The 22,958-nt window shown below is 65.3% G+C and carries 19 protein-coding genes; 7 read left to right on the plus strand and 12 right to left on the minus strand.

Annotation, left to right across the window (positions count from 1 at the left end):
• Positions 1–202: 202 nt before the first annotated feature.
• From LB572_RS24875 to LB572_RS24905, 7 genes are all read right to left on the minus strand, one after another.
• Positions 203–1,144: an alpha/beta hydrolase gene (locus LB572_RS24875; protein ID WP_224669591.1), complete on the minus strand. Its 942-nt coding sequence runs from the start codon at positions 1,142–1,144 to the stop codon at positions 203–205.
• Between the two features lie 26 nt (positions 1,145–1,170).
• Entirely contained in the window at positions 1,171–1,953 is a 783-nt protein-coding gene (locus tag LB572_RS24880; protein WP_224669592.1) for a carnitinyl-CoA dehydratase, read from the minus strand.
• Positions 1,946–4,024 (minus strand): acetate--CoA ligase family protein, encoded by a 2,079-nt coding sequence (locus tag LB572_RS24885; RefSeq protein WP_224669593.1) that lies wholly within the window; start codon positions 4,022–4,024, stop codon positions 1,946–1,948. Before LB572_RS24885 ends, LB572_RS24880 begins: the two co-directional genes overlap by 8 nt.
• A 64-nt stretch (positions 4,025–4,088) precedes the next feature.
• The gene (locus LB572_RS24890; protein WP_224669594.1) at positions 4,089–5,252 is read right to left on the minus strand and encodes an acyl-CoA dehydrogenase family protein; all 1,164 of its coding nucleotides are present in this window, start codon (positions 5,250–5,252) and stop codon (positions 4,089–4,091) included.
• A gap of 4 nt (positions 5,253–5,256) precedes the next feature.
• Entirely contained in the window at positions 5,257–6,393 is a 1,137-nt protein-coding gene (locus tag LB572_RS24895; protein ID WP_140804712.1) for a carnitine 3-dehydrogenase, read from the minus strand.
• 5 nt (positions 6,394–6,398) lie between these two features.
• Positions 6,399–7,025, minus strand: a complete 627-nt coding sequence (locus tag LB572_RS24900; protein WP_140804714.1) for an HD domain-containing protein — start codon at positions 7,023–7,025, stop codon at positions 6,399–6,401.
• 14 nt (positions 7,026–7,039) lie between these two features.
• Entirely contained in the window at positions 7,040–7,963 is a 924-nt protein-coding gene (locus LB572_RS24905; RefSeq protein WP_140804716.1) for a 3-keto-5-aminohexanoate cleavage protein, read from the minus strand.
• A 131-nt stretch (positions 7,964–8,094) separates the two neighbouring features.
• On the opposite strand from LB572_RS24905, the gene LB572_RS24910 reads away from it, so the two are divergent.
• A complete protein-coding gene (locus LB572_RS24910) occupies positions 8,095–9,075 on the plus strand; it encodes a GlxA family transcriptional regulator (protein ID WP_224669595.1) in 981 nt (326 codons plus the stop codon).
• A 2-nt stretch (positions 9,076–9,077) separates the two neighbouring features.
• On the opposite strand, the gene LB572_RS24915 is transcribed toward LB572_RS24910, so the two are convergent.
• Positions 9,078–9,281 (minus strand): hypothetical protein, encoded by a 204-nt coding sequence (locus LB572_RS24915; RefSeq protein ID WP_140804720.1) that lies wholly within the window; start codon positions 9,279–9,281, stop codon positions 9,078–9,080.
• A gap of 255 nt (positions 9,282–9,536) precedes the next feature.
• Complete coding sequence (xylA, locus tag LB572_RS24920; RefSeq protein ID WP_140804722.1) at positions 9,537–10,862, minus strand: xylose isomerase; 1,326 nt, start codon at positions 10,860–10,862, stop codon at positions 9,537–9,539.
• A gap of 112 nt (positions 10,863–10,974) precedes the next feature.
• Here xylA and LB572_RS24925 point away from each other — a divergent pair, with 112 nt between their 5' ends.
• On the plus strand, positions 10,975–11,337 hold the full coding sequence (locus tag LB572_RS24925; RefSeq protein ID WP_140804724.1) for a nuclear transport factor 2 family protein: 363 nt from the start codon (positions 10,975–10,977) through the stop codon (positions 11,335–11,337).
• A gap of 197 nt (positions 11,338–11,534) precedes the next feature.
• Here the strand turns inward: LB572_RS24925 and xylB are convergent, their stop codons facing one another.
• Both xylB and LB572_RS24935 read right to left on the minus strand, forming a co-directional pair.
• Positions 11,535–12,989 (minus strand): xylulokinase, encoded by a 1,455-nt coding sequence (gene xylB, locus LB572_RS24930; protein ID WP_224669596.1) that lies wholly within the window; start codon positions 12,987–12,989, stop codon positions 11,535–11,537.
• An 82-nt stretch (positions 12,990–13,071) separates the two neighbouring features.
• Positions 13,072–14,397 (minus strand): tetratricopeptide repeat protein, encoded by a 1,326-nt coding sequence (locus LB572_RS24935; RefSeq protein WP_224669597.1) that lies wholly within the window; start codon positions 14,395–14,397, stop codon positions 13,072–13,074.
• A 323-nt stretch (positions 14,398–14,720) separates the two neighbouring features.
• On the opposite strand from LB572_RS24935, the gene LB572_RS24940 reads away from it, so the two are divergent.
• Entirely contained in the window at positions 14,721–17,351 is a 2,631-nt protein-coding gene (locus LB572_RS24940; RefSeq protein ID WP_224669598.1) for an autotransporter outer membrane beta-barrel domain-containing protein, read from the plus strand.
• Positions 17,352–17,385: 34 nt separating this feature from the next.
• Here the strand turns inward: LB572_RS24940 and LB572_RS24945 are convergent, their stop codons facing one another.
• Positions 17,386–18,009 (minus strand): LysE family translocator, encoded by a 624-nt coding sequence (locus LB572_RS24945; RefSeq protein WP_224669599.1) that lies wholly within the window; start codon positions 18,007–18,009, stop codon positions 17,386–17,388.
• Between the two features lie 332 nt (positions 18,010–18,341).
• Here LB572_RS24945 and LB572_RS24950 point away from each other — a divergent pair, with 332 nt between their 5' ends.
• From LB572_RS24950 to LB572_RS24965, 4 genes are all read left to right on the plus strand, one after another.
• Positions 18,342–19,010 (plus strand): L,D-transpeptidase, encoded by a 669-nt coding sequence (locus tag LB572_RS24950; RefSeq protein WP_224669643.1) that lies wholly within the window; start codon positions 18,342–18,344, stop codon positions 19,008–19,010.
• Between the two features lie 202 nt (positions 19,011–19,212).
• Positions 19,213–20,379, plus strand: coding sequence for a diphosphate--fructose-6-phosphate 1-phosphotransferase (locus LB572_RS24955; RefSeq protein ID WP_224669600.1), 1,167 nt, complete (start codon positions 19,213–19,215; stop codon positions 20,377–20,379).
• On the plus strand, positions 20,379–21,140 hold the full coding sequence (locus tag LB572_RS24960; protein ID WP_224669601.1) for an MBL fold metallo-hydrolase: 762 nt from the start codon (positions 20,379–20,381) through the stop codon (positions 21,138–21,140). The genes LB572_RS24955 and LB572_RS24960 overlap by 1 nt, the downstream gene beginning before the upstream one ends.
• Before the next feature lie 186 nt (positions 21,141–21,326).
• A complete protein-coding gene (locus tag LB572_RS24965; protein ID WP_224669602.1) occupies positions 21,327–22,865 on the plus strand; it encodes a DegQ family serine endoprotease in 1,539 nt (512 codons plus the stop codon).
• Positions 22,866–22,958 lie beyond the last annotated feature (93 nt).

A 22,958-nucleotide genomic window follows, 5' to 3' on the forward strand; every position in this document is an offset into this window, starting at 1 on the left:
AGCGCGTCCACCCCTTCCCGAAGGCGGCGATCGCGCTGGACTCCCGTTGTTCCCGGAGACCGCGGAGTCCCTGGGTTTCTGGTCATGGGGCTTTCCCTTTCCGGGCCGCATCATTGCGGCGCCTGGCCATCAGTCGCTGTCAGGCAGGGAAAGGTTCATGTCAGGATCGCGGAGCGGAAAACGGTTTCGGCTGCCAGGGGCGTTACCAGACCCAGTCGCCGCGGCCCAGCGCCGAAACTGCCTCGACGATGCGGGTGAAGCTGATCCGTGCCCGCCCGACCATGTGCCGGGCTCTGAGATAACCATGCACCAGCCCCGGCTCCTCGAACCAGGTGGCGTGTCCGCCGGCCGCGACGATACGGTCGCGATAGGCTTCGCCGTCGGACGACAGCGGGTCGCACTCTGCGGTGAGCAGCACCGTCGGCGGCAGATTGGCGAAATCGGCGTCGGCGAGCGGAAAGAGCGTGATGTCGCCGGTCCGGTCGACGCCGCCGGTGCGGATATGCTTGTAGAAATCGAGGTCGCGCACGGTCAGCATCGGTGCCTCGGCATGCGTCACGTAAGAGCCGTGCGAGCGGTCGCCGCCGAGGCCGGGATAGATCAGCATCTGGCCGGCCGGCTTCTTGGCATGGCCGCGCGTCGCATGCGCTGTCGCCGCGCAAAGGTTGCCGCCGGCGCTGTCGCCGCACAGAACGACTGGGCGGTCGTAGGTCCTGGCGGCCCACTCGAAGGCGCCCATGGCGTCGTCGAAGGCGGCCGGATGCAGATGCTCCGGCGCCAGCCGGTAGTCGACCGAGACCACCTCGAAGCCGGTGCGGGCGCAGAGCTCGGCGCAGACATCGTCATGACTGTCCAACCCGCCCAGGATGAAGCCGCCGCCATGGATGTAGAGCACCATCGCTGCCTTGTTCGGGACGGTGTTGCGATAGATGCGGATCGGGATGCTGTTGGTTGGCGTGGCAATGGCGGTCGTCTCTGCCGTCACGCCATCCGGATAGCCGGCAAAGAACTCGCGGCACATCCGGTCGTAGATCGCGCGCTGCTGTTCGATCGTATAGTCGATCGTATCGGGCGGATAATAGGAGTTGGTCTTCTCGATGAAGGCCCAGGTTTCGGCGTCGATGAGGGTTTTGTAGTCGGTCATGATGGGTGGCCATCATCTCCGCAGAGTCACTTCCCCTTCCAAACCGGATCGCGCTTTTCGGCAAACGCCCGGAACCCTTCCATATTGTCCTCCGACCCGTAGAGAACATCCACTGTCGGCAGCTGCCGACGCGTCACCTTGTTCATGGCCTCCTGGAAGGTCAGCGCCTCGGCAACCCGCGCCGTTTCCTTGATCGAGGCAAACACCAGCGGCGGGCCGCTGGCCAGAAGCTTGGCGATCTCCCAGACGCGCTCCTCGAGCTTGTCCTTGGGCAGCACTTCGTTGACCAGGCCCCAGCGATGTGCCTCGGCGACGTCCATCCAGCGGCCGGTGAACAGGAGGTCCATGGCGATGTGGTAAGGGATGCGCTTCGGCAGCTTGATCGTCGCGGCATCGGCCAGCGTGCCGGCGCGGATCTCGGGCAGCGCGAAGGAGGAATGGTCCGACGCGTAGATGAGGTCGCAGGACAGCGCCAGCTCGAAGCCGCCGCCCACCGCCATGCCGTTGACGCAGGCGATCACCGGCTTGTTGAGGTCGCGCAGCTCCTGCAGCCCGGCAAAGCCGCCGACGCCATAGTCGCCGTCGACCGCGTCGCCGGCCGCCGCCGCCTTCAGGTCCCAGCCGGCGCTGAAGAACTTGTCGCCGGCCGTCTTGACGATGGCTACGCGCAGCTCCGGATCGTCGCGGAACGCCTTGAAGGTCTCGCCCATCAGCCGCGACGTCTTGAGGTCGATGGCGTTGGCCTTCGGCCGGTCGAGCGTGACTTCGAGGACAGCGCCTTCGCGGCGGGTGGTGATGACGTCAGCCATTCTTCTTTTCTCCAAGCACGAGCAGGGCGTCCGCGATCCAGGCGCCCTTGCCTTTGGCGCAGACGATCAGCGGGTTGATGTCGAGTTCCTCGATCTCGCCTTCGTTCTTCTGCACGAAACCGGCAATGCCGGCGATGGCGTCGATGGCGGCGTCGACGTCGGCCCTGGGCCGTCCGCGATAGCCTTCGAGCAGCGGATAGAGCTTCAATCCACGCAGCGCCGCCTCGATGTCGTCGCGCGTCGCCGGCAGCATCAGGGTGACGCTGTCGCGCAACAGCTCGACCAGCACGCCGCCGGTGCCGAGCGTCATCACCACGCCGAACATCGGGTCGCGGGTGAAGCCGACGATCAGCTCGGCGACGCCGTCGCGGACCATGCGCTCGGCATAGAGCCCGGTGCCGAGCGGCAGAAGATCATGCGCGGCGGCGCTGACGGATTCGGCGTCCTTGAGGTTCAGCCTGACCGCGCCGACTTCCGACTTGTGCGTCACGCCGAGCGCCTTCAGCGCCACCGGGAAGCCCAGCGTCATCGACGAGATCACCGCCTCGACCGCGTTGGAGGCGCGCTCGCCCTTCGGCACCGGCAGGCCGGCCTTGATCAGCCTTTCCTTGGCCTCGGCTTCGTCCGGCGTCACGCGCTTGGCTTCGGACGCGCCTGCCGCAGTGGTGTCGACCGGCTGTGCCTGCGGCTCGCGCCAGGCCCAGCCGATGAAGGCGGCGGCCTGGGCGGCGTCCATGGCCTCCGAGATGCCGAACAACGGCACCATGCCGCGCGCCATCAGGCCGGCGGTGTATTCCTCCGGCAGGTTCTCCGGCAGCGAGGAGACGATCGCGCCTTGCGCCTTGTTGGTCTTCAGCGCCGCCTCGAAGGCGCGCAGCGTCGCCCACCAGTCGACGTCGGAGCAACGATCGGGACGCGGGAAGTCGAGCACCAGCATGTTGAGGTCGAAGCCGCCCGACACCATGGCGGTGAAGGTGGCGGTCATCGCCGGCTCGTTGTTCCAGATGAAGGTGTGGTAGTCGAGCGGATTGGCGACCGCGACCAGCGGTCCGAGCGTCGATTTGACATGCGCGCGATGCTGATCGGTAAGCGCCGGGAAATGCACCCAGCGCCCCTCGGCGCTGTCGGCCATCACGGAAGCCTCGCCGCCCGAGCAGCTCATCGACGAGAGCTTGTAGCCGGGCAAGGGTCCGGTGATGTGCAGGAGCTTCAGCGCCTCGATGAAGGCGGGAATGGAATCGACGCGCGCAATGCCGAGCCGCTTCAGGAACGCGCCGGAGGCGGCGTCGGAGCCGGCGAGCGAGGCGGTGTGCGACACGGTCGCCTGCCGCGCCTGCTCGGACCGCCCGACTTTCATGGCGATGATCGGCTTCTTCAATTCGCGCGCACGCGCGGCGAGCCGCTCGAAGCCGGCTACCGAATCGAAGGCCTCGATATGCAGGCCGAGCGAGGTGACGCGCTCGTCCTCGATCAGGCCGAGCGCCATTTCCGAAAGGCCGGTCTGCGCCTGGTTGCCCGCCGTCATCAGGAAGGCGATCGGCAGGCCGCGCTTCTGCATCGTCATGTTGATGGCGATGTTGGACGACTGGGTGATGATGGCGACGCCCCTGCCGCCCTCGGCCAGCCGGATGCCGCCATGCTGGTCGGGCCACAAAAGAGCGCCGTCGGCATAGTTGATCAGGCCGTAGCAGTTCGGCCCGATGATCGGCATCTGGCCGGCAGCAGTGACGAGCTCCGCCTGCAGCCGCTCGCCGTCCTCGTCATAGGCCTCGGTTTCCAGGAAGCCCGCGGCAAAGCAGACGGCGCCGCCAGCGCCGCGCTCGGCCAGCGCCTTGATCACCTCGATGGTGAGATGCCGGTTGACGCCGACAAAGGCCGCGTCCGGCGCGCCGGGCAGGTCGGCGACGGAGCGGTAGGCCTTGCGGCCGGCGACCTCGTCCTTGGTCGGATGCACCGGCCAGATTTCGCCGGCAAAGCCCATCTTGATCGATTGCGCGACGACGGCGGCGGCCTGCGCCCCGCCGAACACGGCGATCGATTTCGGGCGCAGGAGACGTTCGAGTTTATGCATGGCCATCTTTTCGTTTGAGCACGATCCTGTCCAAAGCCGGATCCTGGCTTTGGCGCATCATGCTCTAAGCTCCGAACGGACGCAGCAGCGCCCGCGAAATAATATGTCGCTGAATCTCCGACGTGCCTTCCCAGATGCGCTCGACGCGGGCATCGCGCCAGATGCGCTCCAGCGGCAGGTCGTCCATCAACCCCATGCCGCCATGGATCTGGATGGCTTCGTCGGCGACGAAGGCCAGCATCTCGGTGGCCTTCAGCTTGGCCATCGCCATGTCCTGGTCGGTGACGGTGCCCTGATCGTACTTCCAGCCGGCTTCGAACACCATCAGGTCGGCGGCCTTCAGCTCCGTCGCCATGTCGGCGAGCTTGAAGGAGACGCCCTGGAACTTGCCGATCTGCTGGCCGAACTGCTGGCGCTGCGCGGCATATTCGATGGCGTGCGACAACGCGCGCTCGGCACGGCCGAGGCAGGTTGCGCCGACCTGCAGCCGCGTGGCGCCGAGCCAGGAATTGGCGACATCAAAACCCTTGTGCACTTCGCCGAGCACCTGGGAAGCCGGCAGCCGGCAGTCGTCAAATTCCAGGATCGAATTGGTGTAGCCGCGATGCGAGACGTTGCGGTAGCCATCGCGCACCGAAAAACCCTTGGTGCCCTTGTCGACGAAGAAGGCGGTGATCTTCTTCCGCTTGCCGCGCGGCGAATCCTCTTCGCCTGAAGCCATGAAAACGATGGCGAAGTCGGCGATGTCGGCATGGGAGATGAAATGCTTGGTGCCGTTGAGCACCCAGTCCGAGCCGTCCTGCACGGCGGTCGCCTTCATGCCGCGCAGGTCGGAACCGGCGCCCGGCTCGGTCATCGCCAGGCAGTCCCACTTCTCGCCGCGGATGCAGGGGAACAGGTATTTCTCGCGCTGCTCCGGCGTGCCGGCGAGCAGGATGTTGGACGGGCGCGCCACGCAGGTCCAGTGCAGCGCGTAATTGGCGCGGCCAAGCTCCTTCTCGTAGAGCAGCCAGCTCACCGTATCGAGACCCGCGCCGCCGACATCGGCCGGCATGTTGGCCGCGTAGAGGCCTGCCCCGATCGCCTTGGCCTTCAATTCGTCGATCAGTTCGCGGCGCAGCTCGCCGGTGCGCTCCACCTCGCGCTCATGCGGATAAAGCTCGTTCTCGACGAAGGCGCGCGTCGTCTCGACGATCAGCTTCTGCTCTTCCGAAAGCCCGAAATCCATCGCCTCAGCCCTTCTTCTTGCTCTTTTTCGCCTTGTCGGCCTTGCCAGCTTTTACTGGCTTTTCAACCTTTGCCGGCGTTGCGGCCTTCTTCGCCGGCTTGGCGGCCTTGGCCTTGCCGTCTGCCTTGGCGGCCGGCTTCGCCGCCAGCTTGGCGAGCTGCTTGGTATAATCCTTGTGCAGCGCGCCGGCGCCCCAGCCCTTGCCCTTGTTCTGCTTCGACAGCGCTTCCATGATCGCGACCAGATTGTCGTCGCGGATCTTCTCCAGCTCGCGGATCGACAGGCCGTGCGCCTGCTCGTCCGACTGGGTGGCGATGAGATCGACCAGCTCGTCGTTGAACTCCGGCACGTCCATCAGCTTGGTCCATGGCCATTTCAGGCACGGCCCGAACTGCGCCATGAAGTGACGCATGCCGGCCTCGCCGCCAGCGACGCGGTAGACCTGGAACATGCCCATCTGCGCCCAGCGCAGGCCGAAGGAATAGCGCATGATGTCGTCGAGTTCCTCGACGGTGCAGATGCCGTCCTTGACCAGCCACAGCGCCTCGCGCCACGCGGCTTCGAGCAGGCGGTCGCCGACGAAGGCCTCGATCTCCTTGCGCACCACCACCGGCTTCATGCCGATCGAGGCGTAGAGCTCCTTGGCCACCTCGATAGCCTCGGGGAAAGTCTGCTGGCCGCCGACGATCTCGACCAGCGGCAGGAGGTAGACCGGGTTGAACGGATGGCCGACCACCAGCCGCTCCGGGTGCTTCTTCATCGCCACCTGCATGTCGGTCGGCTTGATGCCGGAGGTCGACGAGCCGACGATGGCGTTGGCCGGCGCATGCGCGTCGATCTCGGCCAGCACCTTGTGCTTGAGGTCGAGCCGCTCCGGCACGCTTTCCTGGATGAAATCGGCGTCCGCTACCGCCTCGGCGATGGTCTTGGCGAAGGTGAGCTTGCCTTCCTTGGGCAGGCCGCCGGGCAGCATCTGCTTATAGGCGCGGCGCGCGCCCTTCATCACTTCGCCGACCTTGCGGGAGGCCTCGGGATCGGGATCGAAGATCGAGACGTCGATGCCGTTGAGCAGCAGCCGCGCCACCCAGCCGGCGCCGATGACACCGCCGCCGATGGCGGCCGCCTTGTTGATGATGCTCATGCTTGTCAGGCTCCGGTTCTCGTCTTGGCTGTATCGGGGTTGGTGAGGGCCACGCGCTCGCCGGCGCGGATCACCGCCGGGTCATAGGCCTTGCGGGCGAAGACTTCGAGCACGAAGGGCCGGAAGAACTCGACCGGCCGCGTCTCGTAGTCGGGATCGAAGCTCGACTGGTCCCAGCGCTCGCAGAACTGGTCGCAATCGTCGAAATAGAGGTGGCCGGCAAAGCGCTCGCGCGCATGCCGGTTGCCACCAACGTGATGCGCGTAATAGAGGCGCTGGAAGTCGCCGTGCTTTTCCACCACCCAGGTGCATTGCTGGCGCACGAAAGGCTTCAGGATCGCAGCCGCATATTCGTCGTGATTGTAGGGCGCGTAAATGTCGCCGATGTCGTGCAGCAGGGCGCAGACGATCCAATCGGTGTCGGCACCATCGCGCCAGGCGCGCGTCGCCGCCTGCAGCGAATGGCCGAGCCGGGTGATCTTGTAGCCGGAAAGACCCTCGTCAAGCTGCACGAGCGCATCGAGCAGCCGGTCGCCGGTCTTGGCGGCATAGTCGATCTCATGGGCGGTCAGGAATTCGTAGTCTTCCCTGTCGCCGTCCTTCATCGCGGTGAACTTGACGGTATCAGCCATGACCAACGCCCGCCTTACGCCGCCGCTGCGATCGGCGCCCGCTTGGTGAGGTTGAGCTTCTTGCGCACTTCCTCCGGCCCGAGGATCCTGGCGCCGAGATTGGTGACGATGCTCGCAGCGCGTTCGACGAGCTGCGCATTGGTCGCCAGCACGCCCTTGTCGAGCCACAGATTGTCTTCCAGGCCGACGCGGACATTGCCGCCGGCAAGCACCGCCGCCGCGGCATAGGCCATCTGGTTGCGGCCGATGGCGAAGGCCGACCAGTTCCAGGTCGAGGGCACGTTGTTGACCATCGCCATGAAGGTGTTGAGGTCGTCCGGCGCGCCCCACGGCACGCCCATGCAGAGCTGCACCAGCGCGTCGGCGTTGAGCACCTTTTCCTCGACGAGTTGCTTGGCGAACCACAGATGACCGGTGTCGAAGGCTTCGATCTCGGGCTTGACGCCCAGCGCCGTCATCATGCCGCCCATGGCGCGCAGCATGCCGGGCGTGTTGGTCATCACGTAATCGGCCTCGTTGAAGTTCATCGTGCCGCAATCCAGCGTGCAGATCTCCGGCAGGCACTGGCGCACATGCTCCATGCGGTTGGTCGCGCCGCCCATGTCGGTGCCTTTTTCATTGAGCGGCAGCGGTGCCTCGGTCGAGCCGAACACCATGTCGCCGCCCATGCCGGCGGTGAGGTTGAGCACGACGTCGACGTTCGCGTCGCGGATGCGCTCGGTCACTTCGCGGTAGAGGTGCACGTCGCGCCTGGGCTTACCGGTCTCGGGGTCGCGCACATGGCAGTGGACGATCGCCGCACCCGCCTTGGCGGCGTCGATCGCCGAATCGGCGATCTGCTTGGGCGAGCGCGGCACATGCGGGCTGCGGTCCTGCGTGCCGCCGGAACCGGTCACGGCACAGGTAATGAAAACCTCGCGGTTCATCGCAAGCGGCATCTTGATCCTCCCAGATTCGATCAGCCACGCATGCCACCCAGAAGCGGGAGCCGACAACGGCACGGCATGCACGGGAATTCATCAAGAATGCCCGACTTGCCGGAAACTGTTTTGCGTTTTACGAAGACCTCATGATCAAAAGCGAAAAACCGACGATCTTTCGATCCGAACGCGAAACACTCAAGGTGACGTTCCTGGTGTTCTCGGGCTCGTCGATCATGTGCGTCGCCTCCGCCGTTGACCCGCTGCGCGCGGCCAACCGCATTTCCGGCGAGACATTGTTCGACTTCAAGCTGGTCTCGGTCACCGGCGAGGCGCCGGTCACCACCTGCGGCTTGCCTGTGGCGGTCAGCGGCCGCTTCGATGCCGCCGAACCGACGGACATGCTGGTCGTCGTCGCCGGCTTCGGCACCCAGAACTACGCCACGTCGGCGCTGCTTGCCGGCCTTCGCCGCGCGGCGCGTGCGGCCCGCGCCTGCGGCGGGGTCGAGGCGGGCACCTGGCTGGTGGCGCGCGCCGGCCTGCTCGAGAGCCGCAGCGCCACCACGCATTGGGAGGACATGGAGGATTTTTCGACCGCCTTTCCCGGCGTCGATGTGCGGCCGGACCGCTATGTCATCGACGGGCCGGTCTTCACCTCGGGCGGTGCCTCGCCGACCTTCGACTTGATGCTGCATCTCGTCCGCACCAGGCTCGGCATGGCGGCGGCGCTCGATGTGGCGAGCGTCTTCATCTACGACCAGGCCCGTGCGGCGACCGACGCGCAGCCGCTGGTCTCGCTCGGCCGCCTCGACGGCTACGATCCAAGGCTTGCCCAGGCGATCCGGCTGATGGAAGCGCATGTCGACCAGCCGCTCACCATCGACGCCGTGGCAAAACGCGCCGGTGTCACGGCAAGGACGCTGGAAAGCATTTTTCGCAAATCGATCGGCGAGACGCCCGGCGCCTACTATTTGAGGCTGCGCCTCAGCGCCGCCCGTCGCCTGGTGGTCGACACGCGCATCGCCATGGCGGATATTGCCGGGCGGACAGGCTTTTCGTCCGCCGCGGCATTTTCCAGGGCATTTTCAAGAGCGTTCGGCGAGGCGCCGGTCAGGCTTCGCCGGGGGTAGGGTCAGGCTGCGCTCTTGCGCTCGCCGGCGCTGCCCATCTGCGAGCGCATCTGTCTCGCCAGACGGATTTCAAAGCGGTTGCTGACGGCGCGGTCCCATTCGGTCTTCACGTCGTCGGTCGGCCGCGGCAACGCCATCAGCCGGTCGATGATCGATCCGGCTTCGCCGGACGAGAGCAGGGCGTCGATTTCGCGTTCGTGCTGCATATCGGTTCGCCTCCTTCTTCTTCACCCGCCACAGGAGCCTCGTTTATACGAGTTCCGTGACGGCTGTTTGAAGGCAAGAACGAGGTCATTGAGGGGCATCGCGGGGCAAAGTTTTGTCAGCCAAGGTTGATCTGCGGCAAGCCGATTCTCGCTTGCTTCCATCATCGTCTCGGCTCACCTGCGCAACGCCGACCAGCAGAGGCGGGCCGCGGTGGCTATGCGGCCACGCGCGGCGAATGCAGGGCCGGACCCGCTCTAAACGTAGCGGTTTACGATGTTTTCCAGCAACTCCTGGCGGCCGGAACGCGGCTGCGGCTCGATCTTCTTCTTGACCACGCGCTCGGCGATCTCCTCCAGCGAGCGCTTGCCCGACAGCATCGCCTTGCCTTCGGCCGTGTTCCAGCCGGCATAGCGTTCGGCGAGCGGACCGGACAGCGCCTTGTCCTCGATCATCTTGGCCGCGGCCTTCAGGCCGCGAGCGCAGGCGTCCATGCCGCCGATATGGCCGATCAGGAGATCGTCCGGGTCGAGTGACTGGCGCCTGAGCTTGGCGTCGAAATTGGTGCCGCCGGTCTTGAAGCCACCGCCCTGCAGGACCTGGTAATAGGCCAGCGCCATTTCCGGCACGTTGTTGGGGAACTGGTCGGTGTCCCAGCCCGACTGATAGTCGTTGCGGTTCATGTCGATCGAACCGAAGACGCCCAGCGCGTTGGCCAGGGCCAACTCGTGCTCGAAGGAATGGCCGGCCAGGATCGCGTGGCCCTGCTCGATGTTAAGTTTTACTTCGTTCTCCAGCCCGAAGCGCTTGAGGAAGCCGTACACCGTGGCGACGTCATAGTCGTACTGATGCTTGGTCGGCTCCTGTGGCTTCGGCTCGATCAGGATCGTGCCCTTGAAGCCTATTCTGTGCTTGTAGTCGACGACGAGGTTGAGGAAGCGGCCGGCCTGCTCCTGCTCGCGGGCGAGGTCGGTGTTGAGCAGCGTCTCGTAGCCCTCGCGCCCGCCCCACAGCACATAATTCTCGCCCTTCAGCTTCTTGGTGACGTCGATGCACTTCTTCACTGTCGCCGCCGCATAGGCGAACACGTCCGGATCGGGATTGGTTGCGGCGCCCGACATGAAGCGGCGGTGCGAGAACAGGTTCGCTGTTCCCCAGAGCAGCTTGACGCCGGTCTTTTTCATCTTGTCGGCGAAATAGTCGGTGATCTCGTCGAGGCGCGCGGCGCTCTCCGAGAAATCCTTGCCCTCCGGACGCACATCGGCGTCGTGGAAGCAGAAATAGGGCGCGCCGAGCAGCGAGAACATCTCGAAGGCGACGTCGGCCTTGAGCCTGGCCAGTTCCATCGTGTCGACGCCGCCCGGCTTGGCGAACCACGGCCGATCGAAGGTCTGGCCGCCGAACGGGTCGCCGCCCGGCCATGCGAAGGAATGCCAATAGGCGACGGCGAAGCGCAGATGGTCTTCCAACCGCTTGCCGGCCACGACCTCGTCCGGGTTGTAGAAGCGGTAGGCCAGCGGATTGGTCGAATCCGGCCCCTCATATTTGATCGTCTTGATGTCGCCGAAAAATCCGCTGCTCATGGTTTCCTTCCTCTCCGAGTGCATTCGCCCGATTACCTCAGGCGTAATTGGTTTCGCTCTTTTGCGCGATCAAAACGGTCATGTCGAAACGATCCAACGAAGGAACATGACAATGACCGACCTCAACACCATCGCCCGCAACTACATCGCCGCCTGGAACGAGAGCGATGCGGCTCGCCGCAAGTCCCTGCTCGAAGCGGCCTTTACCAGCGACGTCAGCTATCGCGACCCGGTCATGCAGGGCGACGGCCATGCCGGCGTCGCAGCACTTATCGAAGGCGTCCAGCAGCGTTTCGCCGGCTTCCGCTTCTCGCTGAAGGGTGAGCCGGACGGCTTCGCCGACAAGATCCGTTTCTCGTGGAACCTCGGACCCGAAGGTGTCGAGTCCGTCATCGAGGGCACCGACATCGGCGTTATCGAGGATGGCCGCCTGAAGAGCGTCACGGGCTTCCTCGACAAGGTGCCGGCGCAGTGAGGGTTGCTGGGTAAGGGAGGCGCGAGGCCCCCCTCTCTGGCCTGCCGGCCATCTCCCCCTCAAGGGGGGAGATCGATCGTCACGCGGACCTTCGCCAACCACCGACGCCGAAAGAAAAGAGCCAGCGCCCCAACTGCCAATCTCCCCCTTTGAGGGGGAGATGCCCGGCAGGGCAGAGAGGGGGGCCCCGCGCATACTCACGCAGTCACAGCCCGGATCGCCGGATAAAGCGCACGATACCTTTGATAGGCATCGGCATAAGTCCCACCAAGCCCGGCATCCGGCTCAACCGTCGCATCCGTCGCCGGCGCGGTGCAGACGGCAAGCGGATCGGCGCCGGTCGCGGCGATCAACCCAAGCCTTGCCGCCCCGAACGCGGCGCCGAAATCGCCGTCGGCGGGAATATCGACCGGCATCTGCAGCGCGGTGGCGATTGCCTTCAGCCAGTAGCGCGAGCGCGAGCCGCCGCCGATCGCGGTCACCCGGTTCAGCGTCGTGCCGGCCTTCTTCAGCGCCTCGAGACTGTCGCGGAAAGCGAAGGCGACGCCCTCCAGCACCGCCTGCGTCAGCACGGCCCGGCTCGATTCATGCGCCAGCCCGGTGAAGGAGCCGCGAATGGCGGAGTCATTGTGTGGCGTCCGCTCGCCCGAAAGATAGGGCAGGAAGGTGACGCCCGTCGGCGCCCTCAGCGCATCGCCGAGCTCGCCGGTCAGGTCGCCGGCGCTCTTACCGGTGATTTCCGACAGCCAGTTGAGCGAATCGGTGGCCGACAGGATCACGCCCATCTGATGCCAGGTGTCGGGCAGCGCATGGCAGAAAGTATGTACCGCGCTTTCCGGATTGGGCAGGTAAGAGGCGTTGGCCGCGAACAGCACGCCCGACGTCCCAAGCGAGACGAAGGCGTGCCCGGCGCCGACCGTGCCCATGCCGCAGGCCGAGGCCGCGTTGTCGCCGGCGCCGCCGGCAATCGGGATACCCGCCGCGATGCCCCATTTCGCCGCGAGCTCGCCGCGCAATCCGCCGGCCTTCGCGGTGCCTTCGACCAGCGACGGCATGTGCTTCTCGTCGAGCGAGGTCGCCGCCAGCAGTTCCGGCGACCAGCGCCGCTTGCCGACATCGAGCCATGCGGTACCTGCCGAATCCGACATTTCGGAAATGTGCTCGCCAGTCAGCCAGAGCCGCAGGTAATCCTTGGGGAGCAGCACCTTGGCGACGGCGGCGAAGATCCCGGCTTCGTGTTCTTTCACCCAGGCAAGCTTCGGGGCGGTGAAGCCCGGGAAGACGATGTTGCCGGTGAGCTTGCGGAAGCGCGGATCGGCGTCGAGCGCAGCCGCTTCGACATGGCTGCGCGTGTCGTTCCACAGGATGCACGGGCGCAGCACCTTGTCCGAGGCATCGAGCAGCGTGGCGCCATGCATCTGGCCGGACAGGCCGATGCCCTTGACCGCCGCGAGTTCCTTCGGATGCGAAGCCTTGAGCTCGGCAACCGCCGCCTCGCAGGCTTCGATCCAATACGCCGGATCCTGTTCCGACCAGCCGGGATGCGGCCGCGAGACGTCGAGCGATCCGTGGCCGGAGCCGATGACCTTCTGGCCATCGTCAATCAGCAGCGCCTTGACGCCCGATGTGCCCAGGTCGAGGCCGAGATACATGATTTCCTCCCATTGCCATTAATTTTTTCGGGTCTCGAAAAAATCTGGCTCGGCCAGCTTTTAAGACAAGATCCGCTTCGGGTCAATTCTCAGACAAATCGGCTGCGCGCCGCGAGAACAGCGCCGACAGCGGGCTATCGGGCCGGGCGAGTTGCCGTTCGGCGGTCAACGCCCGCGCCAGCGCCGTCTCGCCGGCGCGCAACGCGGCCTCGATCAGCGTCAGGTCGATCACGTCGCGCTGCGCATGGCTGCCGCCGAAGCGGTGCGCGATCGAGCGGATCGGCCGGATCAGTCGCGCGGCCTCGTGGTGATTGCCCTCGCCAAACGCCTTGATCGCAAGCGTCAGCGGATGCCCGACATCGCGCGTGAAGGCGGCATTGTCGTCGCTGCCGCGCATCGCCTCGCGCTGCGCCTCGAGCAGCGTCTGCGCCGGCGCCTCCAGCCCCGCGCCGACAAAGGCCATCATCGCATGCGCGTCGTTGAAGGCATAATTGCCGGCGGCGGCTTTCGGCATCCAGTTGGCGGCAAGTGTCGCCCAGCGGTCGCTGACATCGACGCAGCCGAGAGTGAGGCGCCACAGGATCGCCGAGGCATCGACCATGTTGAGCGCCAGTGTCGAGCGGTCGCCATAGATCGGCCCGTCATAGAGCCGGAGCACCTCGCTCGTCTCGCCGAGGTCATAGTGGAACAGCGCCAGATGCCACCAATTGTGAATCTGGAGGAAGCTCTCCTTCGTCCATGCATCCGGATTGGCGCGCATCCAGGCGATGCCGTCTCTTTGCCGGCTTTGCATTTCCATGACATGCGCGACCGCATGCTGCGCCCAACCGTCGCGCGGTTCGATCTCGACGGCCTGCCGGCCCAGGGATTCGGCACGGGCGTAATCGCCCATTTCTTCCAGCCCGAAGGCCTGCATGCCGAGAATGGCGTGGTAGCCCGGCATGCCTTTCTGCCAAGCCGGCAGCGCCCGGCCGATGCGGTCGCGCAGCATGCGGGCATTGCCGGTGAAGAAATCGATCTGGTGCCCGACCTGCAACGCCAGCGCATCGTGCGGACTGTCGATCGTGATGTCCTCGAGGATGCGTGCGGCCTCATGCCATCGCCCTTCGGCGAGATGGCCGAGCGCCGCGACATGCGCCTGCTCGCGCGTGGTGCCGGCAAGCGACTGCGCCGCCGTATGACAGGATTGCACGACGGCCATCGCGTCCCGCTCGGTGGCAAGGCCGAACAGGTAGCCCTTGAAGACATGCGCCATGACGAAGGCCGGGTCGTCGGCAATGGCGCGGTCGATGGAGCGGACCGGGTCGCCGATGAAGCATTGCAATTCATGCACGGCGCGGGCGTAGGACGAAAACCCGGCTTCGGTCGCGCCCGAATAAGTCAGGCCGAATGCGTCCTTCAGCGCCATTGGGTGTCCTTCGACGATAGTGAATTTGTTGTTCGGAGCGCGATCCTAAAGCATCGGCGCGGAGCGTGCCAACGGCCGCCTGGATCAATCAATACTCAGGTCTATCCGCCCGATATCGCAGTTCATCAACCATAGGACACAGAATAGGCTTTGAAAACCGAGACGAATTATGTCTTCATTGCGGCAGGGACGGGGCGGCTTAAATCGCGAATTGCGAGGACGCGATGCGGCGCTTTGGAAATTCTCTCCCGAGACTATTCTCGGAAGATAAAATTATATCAGCAAATGCTGATCGACAGATGAGGGGCCTGGATCATCCTTGGATGATTGGCCTCTTCGCCTCGACTGCACTGACGTTTCTACCCGGCTCCGAAGCCTTCGCGGCATGCGTATTTGCTCCCACCCCCGGCAACGACACTTTCGTTTGCGACAGTGGCGATTCGGGCGGCAGCCTTACCGATACCGGCGGCGACAACACGCTGACCTTCCCGGCCGGCGGCACCGGCCAGATCAGCGGCAATGTCACTTTCGGCCCTGGTGCCGACCGTGTCGACATCCAGTCCGGCACCGTCACCGGCAATGTCCAGCAGGGCGCCGGCATCGACGATTTCAACATGAGCGGCGGCCAGATCGGCTCGCTCAACCAGGGCGACGGGCTCGACACCTTCACCATGAGCGGCGGGCGCATCGTCGATTTCTTCGACGATGGCGATCGTGCCGTGATGACCGGCGGCCGCATCGGTCGGGTCAACATGAAGCTCGACAAGAACTATTTCAACATGTCGGGCGGCATCATCGACCGCAACCTCGTCACCGGTTTCGACCAGGACACGATCATTCTCTCCGGCGGCACCATCGGCGGCAACATCAGCGTCAGCGGCGGCGACGACAGTGTCACGGTCACCGGCGGCACCGTCGGCGGCGACGTGCTGATGAGTTTTGGCTCCGACAATTTCGTCTGGGACGGCGGCGGCATCATCTACGGCAGCGTCGATCTCGGCGCCGACAACGACACCGCCAAGCTCAGCAACCTCACCAAGGCCAATCTCGGCGGCGCCGACGCGCTCAACGGTGGCCTCGGTACCGACACGCTCACCTTCGACAACGTAAAGCTCGACGGCATCGCCAGGGTCCAGAACTGGGAGACAATCAACGCCACCAACGACACCGAATTGACGCTGGACGGCAATCTCGCGCTCGGCGATTCCGGCACGGGCACCGGCAGGCTGAACGTCGACCAGGCAAGCACGCTTTATGGCGGTGGCTTCAACGCTTCGATCCAGGCCTTTACATCCGGCCAACTGGCCGAGGTCTTCAATGCCGGCCGCATCGACCTGACCAATGGCAGCACCGGCGCTACCGATCGCCTGACCATCAACGGCAACTATACCGGGCTCGGTGGTCTGCTGCTCCTTCAGACCGAGCTGGGCGATGATTCCTCCGCTTCCGACAGGCTGGTCCTGTCCGGCGGCACGGCCTCAGGCTCAACCGGCATCGCGGTGATCAATGACGGCGGCGCCGGTGCCGAGACCACGGCCGACGGCATCATGGTCGTGCAGGCGGTCAACGGCGCCACATCGACCGCCAGCGCCTTCGCGCTCGATGCGCCGGTCGCGGCCGGCGCCTTCGAATACTACCTATTCAAGGGTGGCGCCGGCGCCGGCAGTGCGGAGAACTGGTACCTGCGCTCGGCACTGATCACGCCGACATCGCCGGCCGCGGCTCCGTCCGCGTCCGAACCCACGCCTGCACTGGAACCCGTGCCGCCGGAAACCGAAGCGCCGCCGCCACCGTCCGAATTGCCGCCGGTGCCGGTGCCGACCGATGGCGATATCAACAATCCGCCGGTCGATCCGACGCAGCCTGTGCAGGTCAGCGATCCGGAACCCGAGGCGCCGCCGGCTCCGTCCGAGGCGCCGCCGGCTGATCCGCCGCCGCCGCCGCCCCCGGTGCCGACCGCCGTACCCGATCTGCCGACGCCGGCGCCGGGTCAGGAAATCCTGCTCTATCGAGTCGAGGTGCCGGTCTATTCGGCCGTGCCGCCGGTCGCGGAACACCTGACGATGGCGACGCTCGGCACCTTCCACGAACGCCGCGGCGAGCAGAGCCTGTTGTCGTCAGACGCCGATTTGCAGCCGGTCTGGGGCCGTATCTTCGGCCAGGACGCCAAGATGGGCTGGTCGGGAACGGTCTCGCCCTCCTTCGGCGGCACCTTGTTCGGTCTTCAGGCCGGCTTCGACCTCATCGGCCGTGAAACCGCCTCCGGCTCGGTCGACCGCGCCGGCCTGTTCCTTGCCTATGGCAGCATGAACGGCGACCTGCGTGGCCAGGCGCTGGCTCAGGATGGGCTCGCTGTCGGCAGCCTCGATGTTACCGGCACCAGCGTCGGCGGTTACTGGACACGGCTAGGCAAGGCCGGCTGGTACCTGGACGGTGTGCTGATGGCGACCTTCTTCGGCGGCTCGGCCTCATCGTCACGCGACATCGGCATCGATGTCGGCGGAACCGGGATCACCGCATCGCTAGAAGGCGGCTATCCGGTCGCGCTCGGACAAGGCTGGACGCTGGAGCCGCAGGCGCAACTGGTCTGGCAGCATCTGTCGCTCGACGATGCCAAGGACCGGTTCTCCTCGGTATCGTTCGATTCCGACGACAACGTCACCGGCAGGATCGGACTGAGGCTGCAAGGCGAGACGGTCCTCAACGGGATGCCGCTGCAGCCTTATCTCAAGGCCAATCTCTGGCGCGATTTCGGCGGCACCGACCGCGTCGATTTCGAGGGCACCGACATCTCGACCGAAAGCCGGTCAACGTCCTTCGAATTCGGCGGCGGTGTGGTCGCCAAGATGACCGACAAGGTCAGCGTCTTCGCCACTGCCGACTACAGCACCAACCTTGGCGGCGACAAGCGGCGCGTGCTGGAAGGCAATCTCGGCGTCAGTGTAAAATGGTGAGGCTGACCAGCCTCACCATTTGCGCGGGACGATGTCAGTTCCCCGACCGCATCGCCACCGTGGCGATGCCGGCGCCGACCAGCAGCGTGCCGCCGGTGCGGTTGAAGATGCGGATCGCCTTCGGGTTGCGCACGATCGCGCGGGCCCTGGACGCAATCAGCGCGTAGCCGAACGCGTTGGCGAAAGCCAAGGTCAGGAAGGTCGTCTCGAAGATCAGCATCTGCGTCCAGAAATCGGCGTGCCGGTCCAGGAACTGCGGCAGGAAGGCGACGAAGAAGGTGATGCTCTTCGGGTTGAGCGCCGTCACCAGCCAGGCATGCGCCATCATCCTAGCCGCCGAGACCGCGTCGGTGCGCGGTTCGGCCTTCAGCGCGCCGCCGGCGCGAAACAGCTTTATACCCAGATAGATGAGGTAGCCGGCGCCGATCACCTTTAGCACGGTGAACACCGTGGCCGACGCCGCGAGCAGCGCGCCGATGCCGAGCATCGACAGCGTCATGGCGGTGAAGTCGCCCAGCGCGACGCCCGCCGCCATCGGCAGTGCGGTGCGCCAGCCCTGTCCCAGCGCGTAGGAGACGACCAGCAGGATCGTTGGGCCTGGAATGACGAGAAGGATGGAAGAGGCGGCGGCGAAGGCAGCCCAGTTTTCGAAGGACATTTCCCTGCTCCTTGAGCGCAAAGAAAAGGATAAATCCTGGGGTCGTCGGGAATGTAAAGAGGCCGTTGGAAAAATCTTCGACGCCTGGGCCGCAGGTCCATTGATTGCCGCAACGATCCGTTAGGGTTAAGCCTCGCTTCCGGTCTTTCACCCTTTTTCAACCATGAGTGGCGAAAATGCCTGCGATCCGGCCGGACCGTGCTTCCCGCCGGCAGCGTAGGGTTTGGTGCATGCGCGAGTTGCCGCAACGTCTGACGCCGCCTTCAAACGGCGCCGCAATCGATACTGAAATTCAGCTTTCCCGCCGCGCCGTATTGTCCGGCGCCGGCGCCATGGCGCTGCTTGGCATGGCCGGCTGCAGCACCACCGACACGCTCGACCTGCCGCAAATGCAGCTCGACAACACCGTCACCGGTTCCGTGCCACCGATGCGCCCGGCGATCAGCGTCGACAAGAACATCACCGGTCCCGACGTCATGTACGCCTCGCTCACCGATGGCGGCTTCCAGGTGCCGGAGGTGCCGTGGCAGAAGGTCAAGCCGCAGTTCCGCCGCCAGATCGTCGTCGACAAGACCGGCGAGGCGCCCGGCACCATCGTCGTCCATCTGCAGGAACGCATGCTCTATCTGGTCCAGTCGGGCGGCGATGCCATCCGCTACGGCGTCGGCATCGGCAAGGACGGCTTCCGCTGGTCGGGCCGCGCCAACATCCAGTACGGCCGCGAATGGCCGGTGTGGACGCCGCCGCCGGAAATGATCCAGCGCAAGCCCGAACTGGTGAAATGGCAGGGCGGCCAGCCCGGCGGCCTCACCAATCCGCTCGGCGCCCGGGCGCTCTACATCTACCAGAACGGCAAGGACACCGGCTACCGCATCCACGGCTCGCCCGAATGGTGGAGCATCGGCCAGGCGATGTCGTCGGGCTGCGTGCGCCTGATCAACCAGGACATCATCGACCTCTACAGCCGCGTTTCCAAGAAGAACCCGGTCGTCGTGGTCTGATCGCTCAGCCGGCCCACTCTTCCGTTGCGCGATGCCGCAAGACAGGCGAAGGTGCCATGAAAACCTTCGCCTCGAGCCGGATGATTTCAGGTCCATTCAGACCTGAAATCTGAATCCGTCTCTAAATCAAAGAATTAGAGCATGATGTCGTCCGAAAACCGCTTCACACTTTTCGGCATCATGCTCTAGGGAGAGAAAAAGCATGGCTGGAACCTTCGTCATCGCGCAGGGCGGTGGCCCGACCGCCGTCATCAACCAGACGGTCGTCGGCGCCACGCTGGAAATCCGTAAGCGTCATCCCGGCGCCAAGGTGCTGGGCTCGATCCATGGCGTGCGCGGCATCCGCGACGGCAATTATGTCGATCTCTCCGCCATCCCCGAGGACCGGCTGCGGCTGATCGCCGGCACGCCGAGCGCAGCCCTTGGCTCGACCCGAGACAAGCCGGACGCCGCCTATTGCGAGGTCATCCTCAACGGCCTGAAAAAGGCCGCTGCCGACGCCTTCATCTATATCGGCGGCAACGACACCTCGGGCACCCAGCAGATCCTGACCGATGCCGCCGGCGGCTCGATCGCCTTCGTGCATGCGCCGAAAACCATCGACAACGACCTCGAGGAGAACGACCACACGCCGGGCTTCATCTCGGCGGCCGAATTCGTCGCCGGCGCCTTCCTCTCGGTCGATCTCGATTTCCGCGCTTTGCCCGGCATCTATGTCGGCATCGTCATGGGCCGGCATGCCGGCTTCCTCACCGCCGCCGCGGCCGCCTGGCAGCTCGATCCCGACAGCGGCCCGCATCTGGTCTACGTGCCGGAGCGCGCCTTCTCGGCGAAGCGCTTCATCGACGAAGTGCGCGAAAAGCTGGATCGCCACAAGCGCTGCATCGTCGCCGTCTCGGAAGGCGTCAGCACCGCCGACGGCAAGGCGCTGGTCGAAAGCCTGGTGCCGCCGGAGAAGCTCGAGCGCGACCAGCACGGCAACGTCAAGCTGTCGGGCAGCGACCTGCCGGCGGCGCTTGAACGGGCACTCGCCGAAGGGCTGCCGGGCAAGCGCGCGCGGGTCGATGCATTGGGCTACATGCCGCGCGGCTATGTCGGCGCGATCAGCGCCGTCGACGCCAAGGAGGCCTTCGACGCCGGCGCCTTCGCGGTCGCCGTCGCCGGCGAAGGCGGCGGCTCGGTCGCGATCCAGTATGACGGGTCGAAGACGGTGTTGAAGAAAGTGCCGCTGAAGGCGGTGGCCGGCAAGACGCGCCACATGCCCGACGATTTCATGCAGCCGGACGCAAACCAGCTTTCGGAAGCCGGCATGGCCTATCTGAAGCGGCTGGTGCCGGAAAAATACGAGGTCGGGAAGCCGTTCGTCTGATGGCGGGCGGCGCGATGCCCGAGCTTGAGGTGGGCGACTGGTTCGGCAAGGCGGTTATCGACGAACGCACGACGATGCTGACCGAGCCTTTCGTGCATGATTTCGTGCGCGCCAACATGTGGCACCTGAAGGGCCGCGACGCCGACCTGCTGGTCGACACCGGCATGGGCATCTGTCCGCTGGCGCCGCAGATCGACACGCCGGCCGGCAAGCCGCTCATCGTCGTCGCCACCCACATCCATCTCGACCATGTCGGCTCGCTGCACGAATTCCCGCTGCGCATGGGGCCGAAGATGAGCGCGGCGCGGTTCGACGGCATGGATGACGCCGTCACTTACGCCTACATGTTCCACAATCTCGACGGCGCCGTCACGAAATTGCCGGCGCCGGATTGGAAGGCGGCTGACTACCGCATCTCGCCCGCGCCGCTGACCCGCGCGCTCGACGAGGGCGATATCGTCGATCTCGGCGACCGGAAATTCCGCGTGCTGCATCTGCCGGGACACTCGCCGGACTCGATCGCGCTTTTCGACGAGGCCGACGGCCTCTTCTTCGCCGGCGACGCCATCTATGACGGCATGCTGATCGACGATCTGGAAGATTCCGATCGCACCGCTTATTGCCGCACCATGCAACGCCTGCTCGACCTGCCGATCCGCATCGGCCATGGCGGCCACGGCCCAAGTTTCGACCGCGCCAGGATGCGCGAAATTGCATCGTCTTATCTGCGCCGGCGGGAACGCTTCGTAAGCGCGCTCTGAATTAAATCTTCGTAAGGTCGCCTCAAAACCCTAATTACGGCAATTAGGCGTCCTAGATGCTTGTCTGTCGAGACGGCCGGCTGCCATGCACGGCGAGACAGGCAAATCCGGTCATCGGCACGTCGACGGACGATCCCGTGGGAGCGCCCGCGACGCCGGATCAACGCTCGCCCGGACAGAACGACCATGTCACCCTCAAGCATTCTTCGCAGACATCGCGTCGCCGCCCTGTTGGGCGCCGCGCTGATCATTTCGCCCGTCGTCGTTTCCTTCGCACAGAGCAATGCCGGCCTCAGCACCGTGGCCGCGACCACGCAGACGCCCGTCGCCGGCATCACGGCCCCGAACGGCTCCTTCGCGCCGATCATTGCCGTCACCAAGCCGGCCGTTGTCACCATCACTTCGGTGATGAAGGCGCAGCCCGAGGACGAGGGTTCGCCGATGGGCGGCAATGCGCCTTTCGACCAGTTCTTCCAGCAGTTCTTCGGCGACCAGGGCATGCCGATGCCGAAAGCGCCGCCGCAGCGGCAGGGGCAGCGCGCCGAGGCGCTTGGCTCCGGCTTCATCGTCGGCGCGGACGGCACCATCGTCACCAACAATCACGTTATCGACGGCGCAAGCTCGATCAAGGTGACGCTCGACGACGGCACCGAGCTTCCCGCCAAGCTCGTCGGCCACGACGCCAAGAACGACCTGGCGGTGCTCAAGATCAAGGCCGACAAGCCTCTGCCGACCGTCAAATGGGGCGATTCCAACAAGCTGATGACCGGCGACCAGGTGCTGGCGATCGGCAATCCGTTCGGCATCGGCACCACCGTCACCGCCGGCATCGTCTCGGCGCGCGGCCGTGACCTGCATAGCGGGCCGTTCGACGACTTCATCCAGATCGACGCGCCGATCAACCACGGCAATTCCGGCGGCCCGCTGGTCGACGTCAACGGCAATGTCATCGGCATCAACACCGCCATCTATTCGCCCAATGGCGGCAGCGTCGGCGTCGGCTTCGCCATCCCCTCGGACCAGGCTGAGAAGGTCGTCGCCAAGCTGATGAAGGGCGGCGACATCGAATACGGCTATCTCGGCGTGCAGATCCAGCCGGTCACCCCGGATGTCGCCAGCGCCATCGGCCTCGATCATCCGGCCGGCGCGCTGGTTTCCCAGGTCACCGACGGGTCGCCGGCGGCCAAGGCTGGTATTGAAACCGGCGACGTCATCACCGGCTTCGGCGGCCAGGAGATCAAGGATCCGAAGGATCTGTCGCGCGCCGTCGCCGACGTGTCGCCGGGCGCCAAGGAAACCGTCGATGTCTGGCGCAAGGGCAAGGCGATGCAGATTTCCGCCGATGTCGGCCGCAACAGCGACGATCAGAAGACCGCGTCGAACGGCAATGAAGGCGGCAGCCCGTCGGCCGGACAGGGACTGCGCGTCCCCTCGCTCGGCCTCGGCCTGACCGATCTCACGCCCGATATCCGCGACCAGCTCAATCTTGCCGACAACCAGCGCGGCGCGGTGGTCGAGCGGGTCAATCCGGACAAGGCGGCTTCGGTCGCCGGCATCCAGCCCGGCGATGTCATCGTCGGCGTCGACCAGATGCCGGTGAAGACGGCCAGGCAGGCCAACCAGGCGATCGCCGAAGCAGGCAAGTCCGGCAAGAAGTCGGTGCTGTTGCTGATCGATCGCGGTGATGCGCAGATATTCGTAGCGGTGCCCTTCGCCGCCGGCTGACAATGCACGGCGACCCGCCGCTATTCGACGGGTCGCCGAGATTCCTGTTGCCCATGGCGATATCTTCGAGAACACTGCGCCGATCGTTTCTGC

Origin of the sequence: Mesorhizobium sp. BH1-1-5 (assembly GCF_020165615.1) — a bacterium.
Taxonomy (GTDB): Bacteria; Pseudomonadota; Alphaproteobacteria; order Rhizobiales; family Rhizobiaceae; genus Mesorhizobium.